Annotated in this window: 20 protein-coding genes; 13 read left to right on the forward strand and 7 right to left on the reverse strand. The window is 52.0% G+C overall.

Going from position 1 to position 22,579, the window contains the following annotated elements; genetic code table 11:
- Positions 1 to 163 precede the first annotated feature (163 nt).
- Complete coding sequence (gene pap / locus PsAD13_RS02115) at positions 164 to 1,657, forward strand: polyphosphate:AMP phosphotransferase (protein WP_057463258.1); 1,494 nt, start codon at positions 164 to 166, stop codon at positions 1,655 to 1,657.
- 40 nt (positions 1,658 to 1,697) lie between these two features.
- Here pap and PsAD13_RS02120 read toward each other — a convergent pair whose 3' ends face one another.
- Together PsAD13_RS02120 and PsAD13_RS02125 are read right to left on the reverse strand one after the other, a co-directional pair.
- Positions 1,698 to 2,546, reverse strand: coding sequence for a hypothetical protein (locus PsAD13_RS02120; RefSeq protein WP_063317157.1), 849 nt, complete (start codon positions 2,544 to 2,546; stop codon positions 1,698 to 1,700).
- A gap of 650 nt (positions 2,547 to 3,196) precedes the next feature.
- Positions 3,197 to 4,180, reverse strand: coding sequence for an aldo/keto reductase (locus tag PsAD13_RS02125; protein WP_063317158.1), 984 nt, complete (start codon positions 4,178 to 4,180; stop codon positions 3,197 to 3,199).
- Positions 4,181 to 4,226: 46 nt separating this feature from the next.
- Here PsAD13_RS02125 and PsAD13_RS02130 point away from each other — a divergent pair, with 46 nt between their 5' ends.
- A complete protein-coding gene (locus PsAD13_RS02130; RefSeq protein WP_063317371.1) occupies positions 4,227 to 5,177 on the forward strand; it encodes a LysR family transcriptional regulator in 951 nt (316 codons plus the stop codon).
- 10 nt (positions 5,178 to 5,187) lie between these two features.
- Here PsAD13_RS02130 and PsAD13_RS02135 read toward each other — a convergent pair whose 3' ends face one another.
- The 3 genes from PsAD13_RS02135 to PsAD13_RS02145 form a co-directional block, all read right to left on the reverse strand.
- Positions 5,188 to 6,372 carry an FAD-binding oxidoreductase gene (locus tag PsAD13_RS02135; protein ID WP_063317159.1) on the reverse strand — a complete coding sequence of 395 codons (1,185 nt, stop codon included), beginning with the start codon at positions 6,370 to 6,372 and terminating at the stop codon, positions 5,188 to 5,190.
- A 174-nt stretch (positions 6,373 to 6,546) separates the two neighbouring features.
- Complete coding sequence (locus PsAD13_RS02140; RefSeq protein WP_057463143.1) at positions 6,547 to 7,746, reverse strand: acyl-CoA dehydrogenase; 1,200 nt, start codon at positions 7,744 to 7,746, stop codon at positions 6,547 to 6,549.
- Between the two features lie 12 nt (positions 7,747 to 7,758).
- Entirely contained in the window at positions 7,759 to 9,297 is a 1,539-nt protein-coding gene (locus tag PsAD13_RS02145; RefSeq protein ID WP_063294706.1) for an aldehyde dehydrogenase family protein, read from the reverse strand.
- A gap of 310 nt (positions 9,298 to 9,607) precedes the next feature.
- Between PsAD13_RS02145 and PsAD13_RS02150 the strand changes: the two genes are divergently transcribed.
- Positions 9,608 to 10,531 carry a LysR substrate-binding domain-containing protein gene (locus tag PsAD13_RS02150; protein WP_063300370.1) on the forward strand — a complete coding sequence of 308 codons (924 nt, stop codon included), beginning with the start codon at positions 9,608 to 9,610 and terminating at the stop codon, positions 10,529 to 10,531.
- Between the two features lie 14 nt (positions 10,532 to 10,545).
- Here PsAD13_RS02150 and PsAD13_RS02155 read toward each other — a convergent pair whose 3' ends face one another.
- Both PsAD13_RS02155 and PsAD13_RS02160 read right to left on the reverse strand, forming a co-directional pair.
- The gene (locus PsAD13_RS02155) at positions 10,546 to 11,121 is read right to left on the reverse strand and encodes a hypothetical protein (RefSeq protein WP_063317160.1); all 576 of its coding nucleotides are present in this window, start codon (positions 11,119 to 11,121) and stop codon (positions 10,546 to 10,548) included.
- Positions 11,122 to 11,289: 168 nt separating this feature from the next.
- On the reverse strand, positions 11,290 to 12,144 hold the full coding sequence (locus PsAD13_RS02160; protein ID WP_063294346.1) for a GNAT family N-acetyltransferase: 855 nt from the start codon (positions 12,142 to 12,144) through the stop codon (positions 11,290 to 11,292).
- 237 nt (positions 12,145 to 12,381) lie between these two features.
- Between PsAD13_RS02160 and mtnA the strand changes: the two genes are divergently transcribed.
- From mtnA to PsAD13_RS02210, 10 genes are all read left to right on the forward strand, one after another.
- Positions 12,382 to 13,488 carry an S-methyl-5-thioribose-1-phosphate isomerase gene (gene mtnA / locus PsAD13_RS02165; protein WP_063317161.1) on the forward strand — a complete coding sequence of 369 codons (1,107 nt, stop codon included), beginning with the start codon at positions 12,382 to 12,384 and terminating at the stop codon, positions 13,486 to 13,488.
- A 90-nt stretch (positions 13,489 to 13,578) separates the two neighbouring features.
- Positions 13,579 to 14,352, forward strand: a complete 774-nt coding sequence (locus PsAD13_RS02170; protein ID WP_057463137.1) for an enoyl-CoA hydratase — start codon at positions 13,579 to 13,581, stop codon at positions 14,350 to 14,352.
- 178 nt (positions 14,353 to 14,530) lie between these two features.
- Positions 14,531 to 14,797, forward strand: coding sequence for a 30S ribosomal protein S20 (gene rpsT / locus PsAD13_RS02175; protein WP_057463136.1), 267 nt, complete (start codon positions 14,531 to 14,533; stop codon positions 14,795 to 14,797).
- A gap of 679 nt (positions 14,798 to 15,476) precedes the next feature.
- Positions 15,477 to 15,911 carry a rhodanese-like domain-containing protein gene (locus tag PsAD13_RS02180; RefSeq protein ID WP_063317162.1) on the forward strand — a complete coding sequence of 145 codons (435 nt, stop codon included), beginning with the start codon at positions 15,477 to 15,479 and terminating at the stop codon, positions 15,909 to 15,911.
- A 176-nt stretch (positions 15,912 to 16,087) separates the two neighbouring features.
- The gene (gene dnaA, locus PsAD13_RS02185; RefSeq protein WP_057463134.1) at positions 16,088 to 17,554 is read left to right on the forward strand and encodes a chromosomal replication initiator protein DnaA; all 1,467 of its coding nucleotides are present in this window, start codon (positions 16,088 to 16,090) and stop codon (positions 17,552 to 17,554) included.
- A gap of 347 nt (positions 17,555 to 17,901) precedes the next feature.
- Complete coding sequence (gene dnaN, locus PsAD13_RS02190; protein WP_063286480.1) at positions 17,902 to 19,020, forward strand: DNA polymerase III subunit beta; 1,119 nt, start codon at positions 17,902 to 17,904, stop codon at positions 19,018 to 19,020.
- A gap of 120 nt (positions 19,021 to 19,140) precedes the next feature.
- A complete protein-coding gene (gene recF / locus PsAD13_RS02195; RefSeq protein WP_063317163.1) occupies positions 19,141 to 20,271 on the forward strand; it encodes a DNA replication/repair protein RecF in 1,131 nt (376 codons plus the stop codon).
- Positions 20,272 to 20,438: 167 nt separating this feature from the next.
- Complete coding sequence (locus PsAD13_RS02200; RefSeq protein WP_063300364.1) at positions 20,439 to 21,071, forward strand: LysE family translocator; 633 nt, start codon at positions 20,439 to 20,441, stop codon at positions 21,069 to 21,071.
- A gap of 13 nt (positions 21,072 to 21,084) precedes the next feature.
- A complete protein-coding gene (locus PsAD13_RS02205; RefSeq protein ID WP_063317164.1) occupies positions 21,085 to 21,705 on the forward strand; it encodes a LysE family translocator in 621 nt (206 codons plus the stop codon).
- Positions 21,706 to 21,794: 89 nt separating this feature from the next.
- A complete protein-coding gene (locus PsAD13_RS02210) occupies positions 21,795 to 22,418 on the forward strand; it encodes a LysE family translocator (RefSeq protein WP_063317165.1) in 624 nt (207 codons plus the stop codon).
- Positions 22,419 to 22,579: the final 161 nt, after the last annotated feature.

The following is a 22,579-nucleotide window of genomic DNA, read 5'->3' on the forward strand; positions in this document are numbered from 1 at the left end:
AAAAGCATAATAGTCCCACTAATCAGACCCATACGTTAATTCTGGTGACGAAAAACATCGTTTAGCTCTTTAAGCAATAATACAGAATGGCTATTCTTGGCAGCAAAGCCGAATGAGCAAAAATAACATTTTACGCCATGCCCCAGATGCGAAGGTCACTTGCATGTTTCAGTCTGCAAACATTCCTCAGACAGTCAGCAAAGAGCTGCTTCAAAAAAGACTGCCTGAACTCCGTGAGGAATTGTTGGAAGTTCAGCACAAGCTGAGAGAGAACAAAGCTTTTGCAACGATCATTTTGCTCGCTGGCGTAGACGGCTCGGGTAAAGGCGCGGCGATCTCCCGTTTGTATGAGTGGATGGACACACGTTATCTGTTCTGCAACGCCTACCATGAAGAGCGCAGCGAGTCTGAAAGCGCCCGACCAAACTACTGGCGCTACTGGCGTGATCTGCCTGCACGGGGCGAAACCTCCATTGTGTTTGGCTCCTGGTATCAGGAACCTTTGCGTGATGCCGTTATGGGCAAGATTGACGACGCAGAGCTGGAGCGCCAGCTGTCAGCCATCAACCGCTTTGAAAAAATGCTGGCTTACGAGAACATTCTCCTTCTCAAGTTCTGGTTCACTCTTCCAAAGGCAGAGCAGCAGGAACGCCTGCATGATATCGAAGCCAAAGGCAAAAAAGGCCGCAACTTCATTGAGGAATGGTCTGGCTCGGAGCACTATCGCGCCGCGCAGACGGCTGGCGAAAAGGCATCCCTGCAAACCAGCACCGGCTATGCTCCTTGGTTTGTGATCCCTTCTCAGGATCCGGATGTTCGCGATCTCGCACTGGCCGAAACCATCGCGCAATCCATGAAGAAGAAGCTGGAAAGCGGCAACGGCAATCCGGTTTCAGCTCCGGCTGTGGTCACGACCCTGTCGCAGGCCAACGCCGTGGATGCGATAGACCTGACAGCAACCATCTCCAAAGAAGACTACAAGGCAGAGCTTGAAGAGCTTCAGGACAAGATGGCGTACCTGACAGACCGCAAGCGCTTCAAAAAGTTCGGTTTAATCTCCGTCTTCCAGGGCAACGATGCAGCTGGCAAGGGTGGTTCAATTCGCCGTCTCACCCGCTCCATGGACCCGCGAAACTACAAGGTGCACCCAATCGCAGCCCCTTCCGTGGAAGAAAAGCTGCACCCGTATCTCTGGCGTTTCTGGCGCCGCCTGCCGAAAAAGGGCCACAGCGCCATCTTTGACCGCTCCTGGTACGAGCGGGTTCTTGTTGAGCGTGTCGAAGGCTTTTGCTCCGAAGCGGACTGGATGAGGGCCTACAACGAAATCAACGCCTTCGAAAAAGAGCTGACGGATTCCGGTTTCGTCCTCTGCAAGTTCTGGCTGGCGATCTCGGAAGAAGAGCAACTGCGCCGCTTCAAAGCCCGCGAAGAAACCGCCTACAAGAACTACAAAATCACCGAGGAAGACTGGCGCAATCGCCTCAAATGGAACGAATACGCCATCGCAGCTGGTGACATGGTGGACCGCACCTCCACCCGCTATGCGCCATGGACGTTGATCTCTTCCGAAGACAAGCGCTACGCCCGCATTCAGGTACTTAGAACCACCGTCAACGCTCTCGAAAAGGCGATGAAGAAGAAGGACAAGGAGAGCTAACTCGGCGTCCTTCGTCTACAACACTCCGCAACAGCTCCTGTCACACTTCGTTTTGTGACAGGACTTCTGCAGAAACCAGATCAACTTCCTGGCCACCTCGCCAGATATTGATCACGGCTTCAATCTTCAGCGACTTCTTAACGCCGTCATATTCAGCAACCTGCTGCTGTTGTTCCTCGAAGAATGGTCCATCGAAGTCCATTGAGATGTCCTTCTCCATGTAGGCCTCAATGCGCAGATCATCTGGTCCCGGCTTGCTGATATCAAACTGCATGTCCTGATTGTTGGACATACACATCACCGCGTCAGAGAGCTGCGGAAACAGCCCTTGATGGCAAACTGCAAAGATGGCGGCACGTTCCTGTGGCGAGAACTGATCAAAGAAGCTCATGTCTTCAATCGGTTTTGAATCGAACGTAAAAGTGCGCTCCTGCCTGCGGTCAAAGTCCTTTTGAAACTGTATGCCCTGCTGCTCGGGGATCTTGATCCCCTCCATCATGATGTCGTTTTTCAGGTTAGCTTCCACGCGGCCTTCGTCAGGACTGCGCACATCAAATTCCAGCTTAAAATCCAAAACGCTGTAGCTGCGATAATGGGAACTGTCATAGACTTTGAAATTGTCCTGATAGTTCGCACCAGCCAGTTCGCGCAGTTGCTCAAAGGCTTTGACCTTGCTTTGGTCCGTCACACCCGGAGAATACAGATCAAACGTCAGTTTCTTCGCTGTTACGCGGTCCGTCCCGCAAAACCAGTCAACAATCTTGTCCCAGAGCCGTGTTGCCGGATTCCCAACATGGTCTCTGTCCGAGGCTCTCTTGATGTTCTCAAGATCCCCCGCTGAGATGTGCGGATTAATTTGCGGTGTGCTCAAAGCAACTGAAGATGACATGTTCCACCCTCCTGAACGCGGTCAACTGGTCATGCAGGGCTTTATAAGCCTGACACCAAGATTGTGCAGGAAGTTGCAGAGTTGCGCTGTTCTGAATGGCACTGGAACGACAAAACCATGCACTAAAAGCACCGCATGGCAGCCCATGCAGTGTTGAAGCTAAGGTTCCCAAACTTGGGATGAGCAAGGCGAGCAGGCAGTGCCTGCGCTACTTGTTTAAATATGAGTCTTCGGCAGTGGCTGCTCGCCTCGCCCGGGCTTTCTTGTAATGAACAACGTCGCCTCTTTGCCTGTAAGGCACGATAGCCGGTTTCCCGGAAAGACAATGGCTTATCCAATCAGGTTTCCCTAACCGAACAGTTCCTCCGTCTTTGACAAACGTATCTGCAAAAGCAGGTTTTACTGCCGGTACATTTGCACTTGTCGCCGCGTGATACCCTACAAACTTGGGCCCTTCCCCTCAAACCATGCGGTCACGTTTGAAGTTCGGTTCACCGGACCACCAGAAAGATGCGTTACCTCTCCTGATAGCCCCACCCAACCCACGCCTCACTGACGGACGGTCCGCCAGCAGCCCGTTGCGTGGGCATGTCTCTCAGAATATGGGAGAAAACTGGGAGGGGAATAAGTTTTATAGATCACTCAGTTGCTTACGCATTAAGGCCTTTCATGCCCTCAGGCGTGTACCGCTCACCCACAACAGGAATGTGAGCAATCTCAGCGTCCAGTGCCAGCCCCTCTTCAGCGGTCAATTCAATCTCAGGTGCTGCAGCGTTTTCTTGCAGATACTTCAGCCTCTTAGTTCCCGGAATTGGCACGATATCGTTTCCCTTTGCCAACAACCAAGCGAGGGAGAGCTGTGCAGGTGTGCATTTCTTCTGGTGTGCAGTCGCTGTAATCACTTTCGCGATACCCTCGTTGATGAGCAGGGCCTCTTTGGAAAATCTAGGCAGATTGGCGCGAAAATCGCCCTCTTCAAACTCCGTTTTCGAGTTGAAACTGCCCGTCAAAAATCCTCGTCCCAGCGGGGAATAAGGGACAAATCCAATGCCGAGCTCACGGCATGCTGGCAGGATTGCGCTTTCGACATCACGGGACCACAGCGAGTATTCTGTCTGTACAGCTGCAATTGGATGAACCGCATGCGCCCGGCGCAGTGTTGTCTCGTTGATCTCACAAAGCCCGATATTGCCGATCTTTCCTTCATCAACCAGCTGTGAAAGCTCGCCCATCACATCCTCAACGGGTTGCTCCGGGTTAACACGATGAACGTAGTAAAGGTCAATGTAATCAACGCCCAAGCGCTTCAGAGAAGATTCACAGGCCTGCCGTGCGTATTGCCTGCTGTTATCGATTGTCCGCTTGTATTCGCCGGGTTTCCGATTGATGCCGAACTTCGTCGCGATTTTGAGAGGCGCTTTCGTTTCCTTCAAAAAACGACCAATCAACTCCTCATTGTGATGAGGGCCATACATGTCAGCTGTATCGAAGAAATCTATGCCCAGTTCAACGGCTCGTGCCATCACACCCAAGGACACGCTGTCATCGTGTGAGCCATAAAACTCACTCATCCCCATGCAGCCCAGACCAAGTGCTGAGACGTTAAGTTTAGATCCAAGTTGGCGCGTTTTCATCAGAAGCTTCCTTGTGTTGCTGCTGAATACTTGCCATGTTTCAAAAATGGAAAATACGAGTAGAAATGGAAAGCTGATTTCCGAATTTGGAAATGAAGTTCTGCGCGACCTTGTATGGGATGACACCAAAGCCTTTCTGGCTGTTGCGAGAACAGGAACACTCAGCGCGGCTGCTCAACACCTGCAGATCGGTGTGGCGACGCTGTCGAGAAAGATTGATCGTCTCGAAGAAACGCTGAAAATCCCTTTGTTCGTCAGGCACCAGTCCGGCTACCAGCTCACGGAGGATGGCCGTGAGCTGCTGGCAAAAGCAGAGGCGCTGGAAGCCGCAGCCGCAGCATTCTCCTCCGGCGCAAAGGCTCAGGCAGGCATTTCCGGAAAATTGCGCCTCGCCACAGCAGAAAATCTCGCCACTCACCTGATTTTGCCTGCACTGCCCGAGCTGCGCACCAACTATCCGGACCTGTATATCGAAATTTTGACCGACGTAAGCTCAGTCAACCTGCACCGCCGTGATGCAGACCTCGCCATACGGATGGTGAAACCGGAAAGCGGCAACGTAACACTGCGTCGCTTGGGAACACTCGGCTTCGGCCTTTATGCAAGCAAAGAATATCTGCTTAAGCGGACCGAACTCGAAAAGCCTGAGAGCTATGAGGACGATGACTGCATATCCTGGAGTGAAGCGCAGGCTCACCTTGCCGCAGCACAATGGATTCGACGTGCTTTAAAAGGCCGTGAGCCTGCAGTTTTAACCTCATCACTCGCCACGCAAGTGGTCGCTGCCAAAGCCGGGCTTGGTCTGGCAGTCCTCCCTCACTTCCTTGCAGCAGAAGCCGGGCTTGTCTGCGTGGAAGCCAACATCGGCGTTGATCAACAAATCTATCTGGTCATGCACTCTGATCTCGCCCATTCCCCCCGAATGCGCGTCATGGCAGACTTCCTCGCCGACCTGATCATCAAAAACCGAGCCAGATTAAGCGGCCCACCTCAGTAGGCCGCTCTTCTTAAACCACATTCCGCTCAATCAGCGGATTGTTTGCGGTCAGGCGCTCAACACCAAGCTCAGAAAGGTCCAGCGTTTCATAGCGGCCTGTTACGATATGTTCGGCAAGGCCGCGTCCCACCGCCGGGCTTTGCTGAAGGCCGTGACCGGAGAAGCCCAGCGCGATGTAAAAGTCTTCAATGCCGGGCACCGGACCGGTAAATGCGTTGTGATCAAACAGGTTCACATCATAATGTCCTGCCCACGCCGCACCGGGCTTGATGGCTTCAAATGCAGGAATACGATTGGCGAGTGTTGGCCAAAGGTGTTCCTCAAAGAAGGAATAATCGACATCATAGTCGAAGGAATCCGGGTCTTGCTCTTCATCTGGTGAGCTGCCGCAGATAAAGCCTGTCCCTTCAGGGCGTACATAGGTTCCATTTGGATCAACCAGCAACGGCAGACCCGAAACCTCATCGCGGCATTCAAAGGTGAAAATCATGCGCTTTTTGGAGTGCACAGGCGCTTCAAAACCTGCTTCCATGCAAATCTGAGTACCACCTGACGCGCCTGCAGCGTTCACCACAACACCAGCTTCCACCTGTTCTCCGTTGGAGAGTGTCAAAATCCAGCTGCCTCCCATGATCTTTTCAAGATGAACCACTTGATACGGCTCATAAGGCACGTTCAGGGAGCGCGCTTTGCGGCGGAAAGCCTGCATCAGGCCATAGCCGTCAAACCAGCCTTCGCCAGAAAGACCGTGACAGCCAGCAGAAAGATCAGAGACGTTGAGCCACGGAAATTTAGCTTTCAGCGCATCAGTATCCAAAAAACCAATATCCGCACCCATCTTTTGTTGAAGCGCGTGGTTCTCTTCCAAAATGCTGCGCTTGTCTGGCGTTGCGAGAAATAGATAACCGCCCTCAACCAAGTCAATGCGTGGCTGCTCGCCGTCAACTTCCAGAAGACTGCCAATATTGCGCAGGAAATCGATGCCGTAGAGCGAAATGTCGATGTTCACGGCAGAGGAGAACTGTTGGCGAATAGAAGCGGCAGAAAGCGCCGAAGCGCAATGTTGGTAAGACGGATCTTTCTCAAAGACCGCAATGCTACCCTTGAAGTCGTCGCGTTGTGCAAGATGGTACGCCACCGATGACCCGATGACAGCCCCCCCAATAATAGCAACATCCACTGAAGCTATCGCCATAGTCACACCTGAATACTGAGAAATGAAAAAGGTAAGAACCGACGCCCGAAACAATTAGGCGGGTATTTGCGAGCGCCGGTCTAAAAGGGAGGCGAAACGCCTCCCAAGAGCATCAAGCGTAATCTCAAAAAAGGCCTCCCAGCACTTTCACAAGATTACGATGCTAATCAGGGCTTAAAAGAAAGCCTGAAGGCCAGTCTGTGCACGACCCAGAATAAGGGCGTGAACGTCATGCGTACCTTCGTAAGTGTTGACGGTCTCAAGGTTCTGAGCATGGCGCATCACCATGAATTCCTCGGAGATGCCGTTACCACCGTGCATGTCACGAGCCTGACGCGCAATATCCAGCGCCTTGCCGCAGTTGTTGCGCTTCACAATGGAAATCATCTCAGGAGCAACGCGGCCTTCGTCAAACAGACGACCAACACGCAGAGAGGCCTGAAGGCCGAGAGTAATCTCAGTCTGCATGTCTGCCAGCTTCTTCTGGAACAGCTGTGTCTGTGCCAGAGGACGGTTGAACTGCTTGCGGTCCATGCCGTACTGGCGAGCACGCATCCAGCAATCTTCCGCAGCGCCCAGCGCACCCCAGGAGATGCCGTAGCGAGCGCGGTTCAGACAGCCAAACGGACCTTTCAGGCCAGAAACGTTAGGCAGCAGCGCATCTTCACCCACTTCAACGTTGTCCATCACAATTTCACCGGTGATGGAAGCACGCAGAGACAGCTTGCCCTCAATCTTAGGTGCGGAAAGACCTTCCATACCCTTTTCAAGAACGAAACCGCGGATCTGGTTGTCATGCGCTTCAGACTTCGCCCAAACCACAAACACGTCTGCGATTGGAGAGTTGGAAATCCACATCTTGGAACCAGTGATGCGGTATCCGCTCTCGGTCTTCACAGCGCGGGTGCGCATGCCAGCCGGGTCAGATCCTGCATCCGGCTCGGTCAGACCAAAACAGCCCACGTATTCACCGGAAGCAAGCTTCGGCAGATATTTCATGCGCTGCTCTTCAGAGCCGTACGCGTAGATTGGGTACATCACCAACGAGGACTGCACACTCATCATGGAGCGGTAGCCACTGTCCACACGCTCAACCTCGCGGGCAACGAGGCCGTAAGCCACATAAGACGCACCTGAACCACCGTATTGCTCTGGAAGTGTCACGCCAAGCAGGCCCTGTTCGCCCATCTCGTTAAAGATGGAGCGATCAGTCTTCTCTTCGCGGTAGGCTTCCATCACACGTGGCAGAAGCTTTTCTTGAGCGTATGCACGCGCGCTTTCCATGATGAGGACTTCGTCTTCATTCAACTGGTCGCGCATGAGGAACGGGTCTTCCCAATTGAAGACGCCTCCGCCGGTTGGATCACTACTCATGCTCAAAATTCCTTATTCAACGTCAAACTTCACACCCTGCGCCAATGGAAGAGCGCCAGAGTAGTTGATGGTATTGGTCGCGCGGCGCATGTATGCCTTCCAGGCATCAGAGCCAGCTTCACGGCCACCACCAGTTTCCTTTTCACCACCAAATGCGCCGCCAATCTCAGCGCCAGATGGGCCAATATTGACGTTTGCAATGCCGCAATCAGAGCCAACGACAGAAACGAAGGTTTCAGCTTCACCCATGTCTTTGGTGAAGACGGAAGAAGACAGACCAGCACCAACACCGTTCTGAATTTCAATCGCTTCATCAAAGTCGCTGTAGCGAACGACGTAGAGGATCGGAGCAAAAGTCTCTTCCAGTACAGGACCAACCTGACCTGGCATTTCAACAACAGCAGGCTGAACGTAATAGGCATCCGGATACTCATCCGCCATCACGCGCTGGCCACCATGCACGGTGCCGCCGGCAGCTTTCGCAGCTTCCAGAGATTTCTGCATGTTGTCATAAGCGTCTTTGTCGATGAGCGGACCGATCAGCGTACCTTCTTCAGTCGGAATGCCGATCTTCACAGAGGCATACGCCTTGATCAGACGTGGGATCAGCGCGTCATAAACGCTGTCATGCGTGATCAGACGGCGCAGAGTAGTACAGCGCTGACCGCAAGTACCCATTGCAGAGAAGGCCACGCCGCGCAGGGTCAGGTCCAGATCAGCAGATGGGGTCACGATCGCTGCGTTGTTGCCGCCCAGCTCAAGGATGGACTTGCCGAAGCGCTGTGCAACACGTGGACCAACCTGACGGCCCATGCGAGTGGAACCAGTCGCGGAGATAACAGGCACGCGCTTGTCATCGACCAGCGTCTCACCGATTTCACGGCCACCCACGATAACTTCCAGCAAGCCCTTCGGTGCATCATCACCAAACTTGGCAACCGCCCGCTCAAACAGCGCAGCACATGCCATTGCTGTCAGAGGGGATTTCTCAGATGGCTTCCAAACAACGGAGTCACCACAAACAAATGCCAGTGCTGCGTTCCAGGACCAGACCGCGACTGGGAAGTTGAACGCGGAGATCACACCAATAACACCGGATGAGTGCCAGGTTTCCATCATACGGTGACCCGGACGCTCGGTCGCGATGGTCAGGCCGTACAGCTGACGGGAAAGACCAACTGCGAAATCGCAGATGTCGATCATTTCCTGAACTTCCCCCAGACCTTCAGAGGTGATTTTGCCTGCTTCAAGGCTCACCAGCTTGCCAAGGTCATCTTTATAAGTGCGAAGCTCTTCACCCAGCAGGCGAACCAGCTCACCACGACGAGGTGCAGGCAGCTTGCGCCACTCTTTAAAAGCATCGTGAGCACGACCAATTGCAGCGGTGGTTTCCGCAGCGCTGTCTTCTTTGATCATCGCCAGTGTTTCACCGGAGTTTGGAGAAGTTGCAGCAAGTGTGCCACCTTCCAAAGCAGCGCGGGCAACACCCATACGCTCCATGAGTTCAATTGTTTCTTTTGCGAATTGCGCGGTATCCAGACCTACGGTCATTGAAGCCCCCAAAGAGTGAGAAACAGTCAGTTCGAAATTTGAGCAGAGTTTCTCTTGTCCTGTTCACGGGTAAAAGCTACGTCTTTTCCATTATTCATTCGCATATGGAATGACTGATAATTTCGCTTGGATCTTGCGCTGGTGAGAAAACTGCTTAAAATCAGTAAGATAATAATGGGTATCGGCCTATTTGAGATTCTGTTTTAAGAAGGAGATGATGCCAGATAGAACGAAATTTAATCGTGTTGGGTGTGCTTAACCTCGCGATTTCAGGAGTTTCGAGCTGTTCACGGCATCATGAGAGGTCAGGATGAAGCGTGGTTTTATCCCCCCGATAGACTGTTTGATTGCATTCGAAAGCGCAGCGCGGCACGGCAGTTTCACGCGTGCAGCTGAAGAATTGTTCCTGACGCAAGGCGCAGTCAGCAAACAGGTGCGCCTTTTGGAAGGTCGCTTGGGTGTTGAGCTGTTCAAACGGATTCGCCAGCGCATTGTTCTGACGGATGCCGGGCGTATCTACCTGCATGACATCCGCGGCACGCTGGAAAAGATGACCAGCGCGACCCGTCAGGTGATGTCCTTTGCAGGCAGTGAGGATGTGCTCAACGTCGCCGTGCTCCCAACCTTCGGCACCCGTTGGCTCGCTCGCCGCCTCCCCCGTTTCCACGAGCGCTACCCGGAAGCCAGCTTCAACCTCTCCGTCCGTCTGCGCCCCTTCGATTTCTCGGTAGAACCGTTTGATGGAGCGATCCATTACGGAGAACCTGTCTGGGCAGGAGCCATCGCAGAGCCACTGTTTCAGGAAGAAGTCATTCCAGTCGCCTCCAGAGCATTCCGCGACAGACACAGCCTGCGCACACCGGAAGACCTGATTGACGTTATGCGCCTGCACCAGTCAACACGGCCAGATGCATGGCAAAAATGGTTCTCTCTGGCAGGTGTAGAAACAGATGGCGCCTTTCAGGGCCCGCGTTTCGATCAGTTCACCATGATCTCACAAGCCGCCGCCTCCGGTTTGGGTGTGGCTCTGGTACCAAAGTTCTTTATTGAGGAAGAGCTCGCCGCAGGCACACTGGTCCGCTTGTTTGATATCAGCCTGAAACTCTCCTCCGCCTACCACTTCGTCTACCCCGAAAACCGCACCCTGCGCCCAGTCGTAAAATCCTTCAAAGCATGGCTCCAGGAAGAAGCCCACGAACAGCAACTGGATCGGGAGACGTTGTTGCCACAATAGGGAGGAGTTAAATTCTAGGCTGGATTTTCTAAGCTATCTAAGCGAGACATTAACTTGGTAGAAAGCTCCATGATTTGCTGATGCTTTTCAGGAGAATTTTCCAAAAGAGTGGTACTTAGCATTGCTGCATAAGCAGATTGGCTAGCCTGTAAACGATCATATAGGCGATTAACTTGGTTGGTCGTTTTTGTATAAAGTGTAAAGAAGAGAGCTGAGATCGCTTCTGTGATTAATCCAACTGCTGATCCTAAATATGCTGCCGAAAGCCCTTTAATTTCGGCGATTTGGAAATAGATAGCAAAGCCAATTGAAACACAGATAATAAGAAAACCGACTCCTGCGCAGAGCATGCAAATCTTAAAAGACTGCTGTGCATGAAGACGGGCTTCAGCAATAAACTCATCCATATTAGCGAATGAAATAAGGTTCATGAGTTTAAAGATTTCTTCGCCAGATGCGCCTTCTAACTTTGCTAAGTATTGTCTCTTTTCAGTGCGTGCTTCCTCGCGCTCGCGCCTATTTTGCCCGATTATCTCTGCGGTTAGTTCAACGATATCCAAACCTGGAATTAATGAGTTTAGGAATGACATAGATAGTCTCTAATTTGGATAATTGGGCAGTATGTTGTTGAAGTAAAATTTGATTTGGTCGGGATTCTGCTCCGAACTTGGCAGAGGTAAGATAGCTAGTTCGGCCAGTTGTCACAATAAGACCTTCTTAAGCCAAAATACACTATCTATGCTTCGTTTAATTCCGCCCTACCCCAGCTCATAACTCGCAAAGCTGTAGATCTTGTCGAGGGGGAGGTTGGGGTCTTGGCCCTTATACATTCTGGCGGTAGCGAACACGGGTGATAGGTCATAGCGTTCTGCCAGTTCCACGGCTTGTTCATTAGGCAAAGGCAGGTCAATGTTGATCATCTGCCCTTTGGCGCTGCCAGCAAGGGCGCGGAACAGCAGGTCAGCCCCTTCAGGAGTTTCAGCGGCCATTGGGCCAATGCGATATCCATCACGGGCCGCACGGATAACGCCGTAACCGCGAACAATTCCCTCTTCAACCAGATAAAGACCCCTGCGCATAGGGTTCATTGGCTCCATCCAACGTTCCAGAAAAGCGGAGCGTTCTGCGGGAAAGTAGTTGCGGTCATATTCTATAATGCTTGGCAAAATGCCCTTGCCAATGATGGAAATCCGCTGATCCATAGGCATGGTGACATCAGACAGACCGCTGTAACGCATATTCTGATGAACGAGCCTGAAACCGGATTTCGCGTAATTATCTTGCTCTTCCACCACGCCATCAAGGCCAATCGTCCGCCCTTCCAGCCGTTTCATGGCGGCATTCCATATAACGGCCCCGAGGCCTTGCCTGCGAAACTCCGGATGACAGATGTAAAAGCCGAGAAAGCCATAGGCCTCACCGTATTGAACGGCAGACACCATAGAAACCAGCTGATTGTTTAGGTAGCAGCCAAGAAAACCGCCGGGATCCGCCGCATAATAGGATGGTGCATCATCTTCACCTGGATTCCACCCTTCTTGGGCGGCCCAATCCAGCATGGTCAAAATGCCATCTTCATCCATAACGCGAATTTCAGTGTCCAGCGGAGCCATCGGAAGCCTCTTTCATCAACCCGGCAAAGTTATGTGTAAACTGACGTAAGAGAGTCAGCGTAGCGCAGTATGGTTAAAGAGGAGATGAAAGGCTTTCATCTAATTGGACCATGCGGAAACTGCGGACTGCAGAACTTTATGAGGAAAAGAAACCGGACGCGATAAAATGCAGATGGAGCCACGGAAAAATCCGATAATCTGACGCACAAACCGCATACATGGGTAGGAGACGTCGCGATGAAGGTTCATGGTAAAGCATACCGTTCCATTTGGCCGCTGGAAGCTGGAAAATCTGTCGGGATCATCGACCAGACGTGCCTACCTCATCGTTTTGTCGAGGTTGAACTGCGTAATCTGGAAGATGCAGCAGTTTCCATCAAGGATATGTGGGTTCGAGGCGCCCCACTGATTGGCGCAACAGCTGCCTTTGGTGTTGCACTGGAAATGGCGCGAGACCCAAGCGATGCAGCACTAAGCAATGCGTGGCAGGTGCTCCATGCAACCCGCCCCACCGCAATCAACCTGCGCTGGGCGTTGAATGACATGCAAAGCCTGCTCTCAGAGCTGCCATTGGAGCAAAGAGCGGCAGCTGCGTGGAAGCGGGCCGTCGAGATTTCTGATGAAGACGTGGCCTGCAACGAGTCCATCGGCAAGCACGGGCTCAAGCTGATTGAAGAGATCGCCGCGCAAAAGAGCCCGGGCGAGACCATCAATATCCTGACCCACTGCAATGCAGGCTGGCTGGCAACTGTGGACTGGGGGACAGCCGCCTCTCCGATCTATCAGGCCCACAACAAAGGCATCAAAGTCCATGTCTGGGTTGATGAAACCCGCCCGCGCAATCAGGGCGCTGGCCTGACCGCATGGGAGCTGGGAGAGCACGGCGTGCCTCATACGTTGCTTGTCGACAATGCAGGTGGCCACCTCATGCAACATGGCATGGTGGATCTTTGCATCGTGGGAACGGATAGAACCACTGCACACGGCGATGTTTGCAACAAAATCGGCACCTACCTCAAAGCGCTGGCAGCCCATGACAATGGCGTCCCATTCTACGTGGCTCTGCCCTCTTCAACCATCGACTGGACCGTTGCTGATGGCCTGAAGGAAATTCCGATTGAGGAACGCGGCGGCGAAGAGGTCGCGTGGATCTCGGGCGAAAACGCGGAGGGCAAGGTCGAGAAGGTGCGCATTTGCCCACCAGAGACCCCTTTGTCCAACTTCGCGTTTGATGTGACGCCATCAAAGTACGTCACCGCCCTGATCACCGAGCGTGGTGCCTGTGCAGCTAGCAAAGAAGGGCTCGCAGCGCTGTTTCCAGAGCGGGCAAACACAGACGCCTGATAGAACTAAGACAAACGGATACCTTGCCGCTAAGCCATCACTCTTCAATGTTAGGGCAGAAATCCAAGTTGATTTTATTGGGAGGGACATATGTCCTACGAGAATATTCTGGTTGAGACACGCGGCAAGATTGGCCTGATTACGCTAAATCGCCCGAAAGTATTGAATGCATTGAACAGCGACCTGATCGCTGAGCTTGATGAAGCACTGAACGTATTTGATCGTGACCCTGAAATTGGCGCGACAGTCATCACCGGCTCCGAGAAAGCCTTTGCGGCGGGCGCTGACATTAAAGTGATGGCAGAATACGACTATCCGCAGACCTATCTGATGGACTTCATCACCAGCTGGGATCAGATCGCGCAAAAGCGTAAACCAATCATCGCAGCGGTCGCAGGCTTCGCGCTGGGCGGCGGATGTGAGCTTGCCATGATGTGTGATTTCATTCTGGCAGCAGAATCTGCGCAATTTGGTCAGCCAGAGATCAAACTTGGCGTTATGCCGGGTGCAGGTGGTACACAGAGATTAACAAGGCTTGTTGGCAAGTCAAAAGCAATGGAAATGTGCTTGACAGGCCGTATGATGGATGCATCAGAGGCTGAGCGCGCTGGTCTGGTTTCTCGTGTTATCGCAAATGAGGATCTGGTTGCTGAAGCAATCAAAGCTGCTGAAAAGATTGCAAGTTTCTCGACTCCAATTGTTATGATGACGAAGGAAAGTGTAAACCGTTCTTACGAAGTAACACTTGCTGAAGGCATTCGTTTTGAGCGTCGTTTGTTCCATTCTATGTTTGCAACCAGCGATCAAAAAGAAGGTATGAAGGCATTCATAGAAAAGAGAAAACCTGAATTCGAAGACGGATAAGCCGTTTTTAGGCAGGTCTACACCTTTTTTCGTTGACGAGGCTCAGACTCCCAACTATAAGCGCTCCACAACCAGAGGCGGATTTTGTTCGTCACTGAATTCGTTTGATCGGGGCGGCTTTGGGCGGTCTCGTTCGCGATTTGAAAACAGTTCTTACTGACAGATCAGGACAGAGCCCATGGCCAACACTCCTTCGGCCAAGAAGGCGGCACGTAAAATTGCTCGCCAGACGGCCACTAATAAGGCTCGCCGTAGCCGCGTACGTACATACGTTCGTAAAGTGGAAGAAGCAATTGTCGCGGGTGACCAGACAGCTGCTAACGAAGCATTCAAAGTTGCACAGCCTGAAATCATGCGTGCATCTACTAAAGGCGTTATGCATGCGAACACTGCGTCTCGCAAAGTATCCCGCATGAATGCCCGCATTAAGGCACTCGGCGCCTAATCCAATTTTTTTGGACTAAAAAAGCCCGGTCGTATGGCCGGGCTTTTTTGTTAGCTGGATAAGCTTACCCTAGGATAAAACTGGGGCATTTTCACGGCGGATAGCCTGTGGACTAGTCTCGGAGCCTGTCAAGGAAAATCCTTAAAAAACAATGGATTGGCTCTAGGTTAAAATTGTCACAGTTGAAATGAGCAGATTCTTGGTGAGTCAAGAGATGGCCGGATAATTTTTTTTTATTCGCTTCCCGGGCCCACCATTAACCAAGCGCATATCGAGAAAGTTGTTGAGTTCACTGCTTTTTGCCGAACTTAGCCGTTGACGACATATGAGCTTGACCTTGCGTCACAGAAAGGGCATTTGCGTTTTGTAAACTTTCCGCTATTGCGGGACCAAAATCGGCTGTGTATGGTCAAGAAGAAGTCGGGTTGCTACCCGATCCCAGCATACAAGTTAGAAGAATCGAACCAGGGTCGGGCAAAGCTGGTCAGATGGCGTAAAGTCTAGGCGTTGCATTTTATAGTAATTGCAATTTAGACTACTAGAGTTGTTGCGTCATTTTGCTGCTATTGTTGCTTTTCCTTCTGATTTTTCTTGAATTTCGATTTTGAGTCTTTTTATAGTGGCTTACTCATTTGGGTGAGCAAACGTAATGCGTCTAGGTTAGTAAATGGAAGTATCTATGCATGAGTCCTATGCAGGTGATCGAAGCGTAACGGAAGTTTTCGAGAGCCTTAAAGCTGATGGTTCTGCAATTCTTGTAGATGTAAGAACCAAGGCTGAATGGACCTTCGTAGGCATTCCGGATCTTTCCAAATTGGAGAAGGAAGTCATCCTTGCTGAATGGCAGGGTTTCCCATCCAATGGCCCTCATGAGGGCTTTGCGAGTCAACTTTCTGACGCATTGACGCAAAAAGGACTTGACCAAAACGCTGCAATCTTCTTTTTGTGCCGCTCTGGAGTTCGGAGTAAGGCAGCAGCGATCGCGATGACAGCCCTTGGCTATAAAAACTGCTACAACGTGGCAGACGGCTTTGAAGGCGGTCATGATGCTGAAGGTCATCGAGGCTCGGTTTCTGGGTGGAAGGCTCAAGGTCTTCCGTGGAGCCAAGGATAGCTCCCAAGAAATATTAGAATTTAGCAACGGTGTGTGGGCGCCACACCGATGTGATGTTTTTGTCTAATGGCAACGAAATAAAAAAGCGTCTGGTTCAACAAAGCTCGAAATGAGCGCAATAGATTTGATGGTTGAGTATCTGTGGCGGAATACTCAACGGCTGCAAGGAGGCGAGCATGCACGTTCAGGAAGCTCCAGGGCCGGAGCAATGGGATCGCGTTAAGAAACGTCTACGTGTTGAGTTGGGTGAAGATGTATTCTCCAGCTGGTTTGCACGTGTAGACATGGAAGGGCACACCAACGGCACCGTTCGTTTGTCTGTTCCTACGCGGTTTTTGAAGCAATGGATTCAGTCTCATTATTCAGAGCGTCTGATGGGACTTTGGAAAAATGAATGTGATGACATTCATAAGATCGAGCTCACCGTTCGCGGTGCCGTTCGTCCCCGTCCTGCAGCGGCTAAGCCAGCTGCACGCCCAGCACTGGGTGGCAAGACTGATATGCGCCCAATTCAGGTAAATGATCCTGTTGGTCTGCGCGCAACGTCCCCAATGCCATCCATGATGGGCGGTCGAGGTGGTCGTTCCGACCTTTCCTCTAAAGACGTACTCGAGGGGGCATCCCTCGATCCGAAATACGTCTTCGAAAGTTTTGTTGAAGGTGAATCCAACGTTCTGGCTCTTGCAGCAGCAAAGCAAGTTGCAGGCGGCGGTGTCGTAACCTTTAACCCGCTTTACCTCCATGCTTCTGTAGGTCTTGGTAAGACCCACTTGATGCAGGCGATTGCAAATCAGGCCCGTATGGCTGGTCGCCGTGTTCTGTACCTCACCGCAGAGCATTTCATGTACCGCTTCGTTGCCGCGCTTCAGGCGCAGTCTGCAATGTCCTTCAAGGAAACTCTACGTTCTATCGATCTTCTTTTGATCGATGACATGCAGTTCCTTCACGGCAAGCAGGTGCAGCAGGAGTTCTGCCACACTCTTAATGCATTGATTGATGGTGCTCGTCAGGTTGTTGTTGCAGCTGACCGCGCTCCGGCTGAATTGGAAAGCCTGGATGATCGCGTTCGCTCCCGCCTGGCAGGTGGTTTGGTCGTAAATATCTCCGAACCAGATTTTCAGCTTCGTCGCGCTATCATTGAAGATCGTATGCGTGCTCAGCAGCGCTCATACCCGAACTTCACTGTGCCGGAGGCCGTTCTGGACTACGTTGCACGCAATGTAACCTCTTCAGGTCGTGATCTGGAAGGTGCTCTGAACCGTCTCGTTGCACATAACCAGCTGACAAACTCTCCGGTAACTCTGGAAATGGCTGAAATCACTCTGCGTGATCTCATCCGTGCAGCTGAACCACGCCGCGTTAAAATCGAAGACATTCAGCGCGTTGTGTCAAAACATTATAACGTCACAAAAGCAGATCTGCTTTCTGCACGCCGGACACGCACCATCGTGCGTCCTCGTCAAATCGCTATGTATCTCGCTAAGATGATGACCCCACGTTCTCTGCCAGAGATCGGTCGTCGCTTCGGCAATCGTGACCACACAACAGTACTTCATGCAGTTCGTAAAATCGAAGAGCTCTCCAAGGCAGATAACGGTCTTGCGCAGGAGCTGGAGCTGCTGAAGCGTATGCTGGACGCCTAGAGCGCATTCCATTTGATTGGCTTCAATCAAATGATCTGAATGAGCTCAAGGAAAGAACTTAGAGCACGATGCGTGAATGCAACGTGCTCTAATAAGCGTCCTCTACACGGAGCCATCTGGACTCCATGCAGGAATTTGGTGATTATTGGGGCGCTGCTTGCAGCGCCCCTCTTGCATTTTGCGAGCTAAACGTGCAGTTTGAACGACCCTGCACGAGGTTAAACTCGGCATAGTGGGCAAGTGTAGACCAAGTGGGCCTCTGCACTGAAACTGGGCAATTTGTATTAGTAATTCGCGGAGTTCGCTGCACCGGCGCGATGCTCCGCCCAGAAGAATGGACGTTTCGCATGAAAGTGACACTTGAGCGGACCGAGCTTTTGAAGTCTCTGACCCACGTACACCGTGTGGTGGAACGGCGGAACACCATTCCGATCCTCTCCAACGTGATGCTGCAGGCTGAAGGTGGCAACCTCAAGCTTAAGGCAACCGACTTGGATCTTGAGGTCGTGGAAAGCATCGCGGCAATGGTCGAAACGCCAGGTGGAACCACAGTGCCAGCTCACATGATCTACGAGATCGTGCGCAAGTTGCCAGATGGTTCTCAGGTTGTTTTGGAAACGTCTGGTGATGACAGCACTATGGAAATTCGCGCCGGGCGCTCCCGCTTCGCGCTGCAGATCCTGCCAGTCACTGACTTTCCTGACCTGACTGCTGGTGAGTTCACTCACAGCTTCACCATGACCGCCGGCGGCATCCGCAAGTTGATCAACAGCACTCAGTTTGCGATCTCTACGGAAGAAACCCGCTACTACCTCAATGGTATCTACATGCATTCTCTGGATATCGGAGAAGGCCTGCGTTTCCGCGCTGTCGCAACGGACGGACACCGCCTCGCTCAGGCTGAGCTTGAGGCGCCGGAAGGCTCCGAGGGTATGCCTGGTATCATTGTACCGCGTAAAACCGTTGGCGAAATTCAGAAGCTGTTGGATGATCCGGAAGTTGAGATCAAAGTTGAGATCTCTGAAACCAAGATCCGTTTCACTATTGGTGACATCATCCTGACCTCAAAACTCATCGACGGAACCTTCCCGGATTATGAGCGCGTCATTCCAAAAGGAAACGACAAGGAACTGCGCGTTGATCGTGATGCTTTCAAGGAAGCAGTTGATCGCGTATCCACCATCGCATCTGATCGTGGCCGTGCAGTCAAAATGTCCCTGAGCGAAGGCAAGATCGTTCTGACGGTCACCAACCCGGACTCTGGTTCTGCGACTGAAGAAGTTGCAGTTGAGTACGACAACGAAGAATTCGAGATCGGCTTTAACTCCAAGTACCTGTTGGATATCGCAGCTCAGTTGGAAGCAGATTCTGCTCTCTTTACGCTTGCAGATTCCGGTTCTCCGACCCTCGTTCGCGATGAAGGCAGTGATGAAGCGCTTTATGTGCTGATGCCAATGCGCGTTTAAATGTTTTGCCCTCGGTCCTAAGCCGGGGGCATTTTTTCTTCTGCTACATATTCCCGAAAAATAGCGGCCAATTTTCGGATGAGAATATGCTCAAAATTCATGTAACCAAAGAGAGCCTGAATGTCGGATCCAGTGCCTGTGGCGCTTACTCGCCTCGCGCTAACGGATTTTCGAAACTACAACGCGACAAGCGTTGAGTTGAACAGCCGAATGGTCGCTTTTGTTGGCGATAACGGCGCAGGCAAAACCAATATTCTCGAAGCAATCTCCTTTCTCTCCGCTGGTCGTGGTCTCCGCCGCGCAACACTGGGCGATATTGCCCGTGCCGATGGATCTGGCGGCTGGGCTGTCAGCGCGATCTTGGATGGAGAATTTGGTGAGACCCGCATCGGTACAGGTTTAACTGCCGGAGAACCGGGACGCCGCGTCCGCATTGACGGCGAGGAAGCTCGTTCTTCCGAAGCTCTTCTGGAATACCTTCGTGTGTTATGGTTGGTCCCGTCCATGGATGGCCTGTTTACGGGCTCAGCCTCTGATCGACGCAAATTTCTCGATCGTCTGGTCCTCTCCCTCAATCCGTCTCATGGCAGAATGGTTGCAAGCTTTGAAAAAGCTTTGCGCCAGCGAAACCGCCTGTTGTCTGAGGGCGGAACACCCGAATATCTGGATGCCATCGAAGCGCAGGTTGCTGAACTGGGCACCGCTGTCGCTCTGGCTCGTAGTGAAACCGTGAGTTTGCTGGCCAAAACACTGGAAGCACAAAAGCAGCTCGGCCTCCCCTTCCCGTCCGCAGAAATCCACCTGCAAGGCGCGTTTGAAACCGCGACCATCGGCATGAGCGCTTCAGATCGGGAAGATTGCTATCGGGATTTGCTGGTGGAAGGCCGCTTCCGCGACCGTGCCGCAGGGCGTACTCTGGATGGTCCGCACCGCTCTGACCTCTACGTGGTCCATAGCGAAAAGCAAATGCCCGCCGCGCAAGCTTCAACTGGAGAGCAAAAAGCGCTGTTGATTGGCTTGGTTTTGGCACATGCAGACCTCACCTCATCGATTTCCGGCATGACCCCGATCCTGCTGCTGGATGAAGTCGCCGCCCATCTGGATCCGGGCCGCCGCGAAGCTCTCTTTACACGGCTGGAAGTTCTGGGCGGTCAGGTTTTCATGACTGGCACCGACGAAAACCTCTTCAAAGACCTGCCAAGTGCCGCACAGATTTTTGAGGTTGCAAACGGTGGTATCACGCTAAGTTAAAAGTGCCATCATTGAGCTGGCTTGAAGGCAAGCCACTTTTATCTCGCTTGTCAGCGAAATATCCTTGTGATTAGTCTTGGGCGGTATTCTGGAAAAGCAGAGACAAGCTTTCCGATGAGAATACGCAAACTGCGTTAAGCGCTCTATCTCTGACCTAAGTGACCCCCATGGACTTGCAAATTCTCCTCGTATTTGGGGCAACTCTGTTTGTTGTTGCCATCACACCGGGCCCTGCGATTACGGCACTGGTTTCGCGTACACTCGGTTTTGGGTTGCAAGGTACACTCACATTCGTCTCTGGCATGCTGATTGGCAGCATGTGTCTGTTTATTCTGGCAATCCTGGGCCTCGCAAAACTGGCGAGTACTTATGTACTGGCGTTCACCATCGTTAAATACGCAGGCGCTGCTTACTTGCTGTTTCTGGCTTGGAAGCTCTGGCGTGCCAGTGGTCTCCAGACAGCGCAGGCAACTGAAGGCACCGCCGCCATAACGCAAAACACCAAAAGCAGTGCCAAAACACTTGTCTCCGGCATGCTGATCACGCTTTCCAATCCTAAAGGCTTGCTGTTTTATGCGGCTTTGATGCCAAGCGTGGTGCCTATGGAAACCATCACAACTATTGGCTTGGTTGAGTTGATGTTTGTTACGCTTGCCGTGTTGTCACTGGTCTTTGCAATCTATATTGGTGTGACCGTACGGGCACGAAGCCTCCTGACCTCAGAAAAAGCCGTGTCTCGATTGAATAAGAGCGCGAGTGTTGCAATGTTTGGCACCGCTGCCGCAATCGTGGCGCGATAAGAAGAGCAATAAAATGGAATTGGCAGTTCTTTTGTTTTTTGCAGGAACCTTGTTCGCTGCAGCCATCACACCGGGTCCCGGTATCGCCGCTTTGCTTGCCCGTATTTTCGGACAAGGCATGCGTGGCACACCTATGTTCGTTGTCGGTATGATCTGTGGTGATCTGTTTTGGTTTACGCTCGCAATCATGGGGCTGGCAGCCATCGCAACCAACTACGCGATTATTTTTATGGTGCTCAAATGGGTTGGAGCCGCTTATCTGCTATACGTCGCCTGGGGGATGTGGAACTCAAAAGGCGTATCCCCAACGCAAGATGGTGATGCAGCTGTAGAGGCGTCCTCACGTTTTACAGCCTTGCTTGCTGGTCTCTCAATGAACCTGTCCAACCCAAAGGTCGTGATCTTTTATATGGCGCTGATGCCGAACATTGTGCCCATGGATAAGATCAACCTGCTGGCTTATTGGGAGCTGGCAGCAACTATGGCCAGTGTGTTGTTCATCGTCTTCGGCATCTATGCCTATCTGGCGGTCTCTGCAAAGAAGCTGATTTCGTCGCAAAAAGCATTCCAGCGCCTGAACAGAAGTTCCAGCGTGGTGATGGTCGGCGTGGCAGCAACCATGGTGACCCGCTGAGCAATCAGCCTTTTAATACAGTGCTTGCTGAAGACTGCGGCGCCGTAAACTGAAAGTGCTCGTCACCACGAAAGAACTGCCGTAGTTTTATGGATGTAACCAGCCTTGCCCTGTTCGGTGGCACGCTTTTCACATTAGCGATCATTCCCGGCCCTGCTGTTTTTGCAATCATCGCCCGCGCTATGAGCTTTGGCAGCAGCGGTGCAGTGCTGTTCTGTTTGGGCTTATTGAGCGGTGATCTGCTCTGGTTTTCGATGGCTGCACTGGGGCTAGCAGCAATTGCCAGCAGTTTCTCCGAGGCATTCGTGGTGTTGCAGTGGTTAGGTGCTGCGTATCTAACCTATTTAGCCTGGGGCATCTGGAAGAGCGCAAATGCAGTTCCTTCCGAGGATGACAGCAACTCAATCCCACCACAATCTTCTGCGAAGACATCCTTGTTTGCTGGGCTATTGTTCAACCTGTCAAACCCCAAGGCAATCATGTTCTACCTCGCGCTCATGCCCAATTTGGTCAGCGTTGAGGAAATGAGCCTGCTGGGCTTTGTTGAACTCGCCGCTGTGCTGTCAGCCATCTTACTGATCATCAACGGTGCCTATTCATTTCTGGCAGTCAAATTTTGCCAGTTCTTGAGGTCGGAAAAGACGATGTACCTGATTAATCGACTGGCTTCTCTGGGACTTCTCGGCATCGCAGTACTGATGATTACACGGTAGCAATATCACCGATAAGTCGTTTCAATTTTCAGAAAATGCCAGGCACAAAAATGAAAACTTGGGGTGCTAATCGTGCAAGCAAATCCATGGGATGCACGCTAAGGAAATTATCCCCCCTTAAAAATAGTGTTTATGCAATATTTCCCTTGGTTTACGAGCGC

The sequence above is a fragment of the Pseudovibrio sp. Ad13 genome (genome assembly GCF_001623225.1).
GTDB lineage: Bacteria > Pseudomonadota > Alphaproteobacteria > Rhizobiales > Stappiaceae > Pseudovibrio.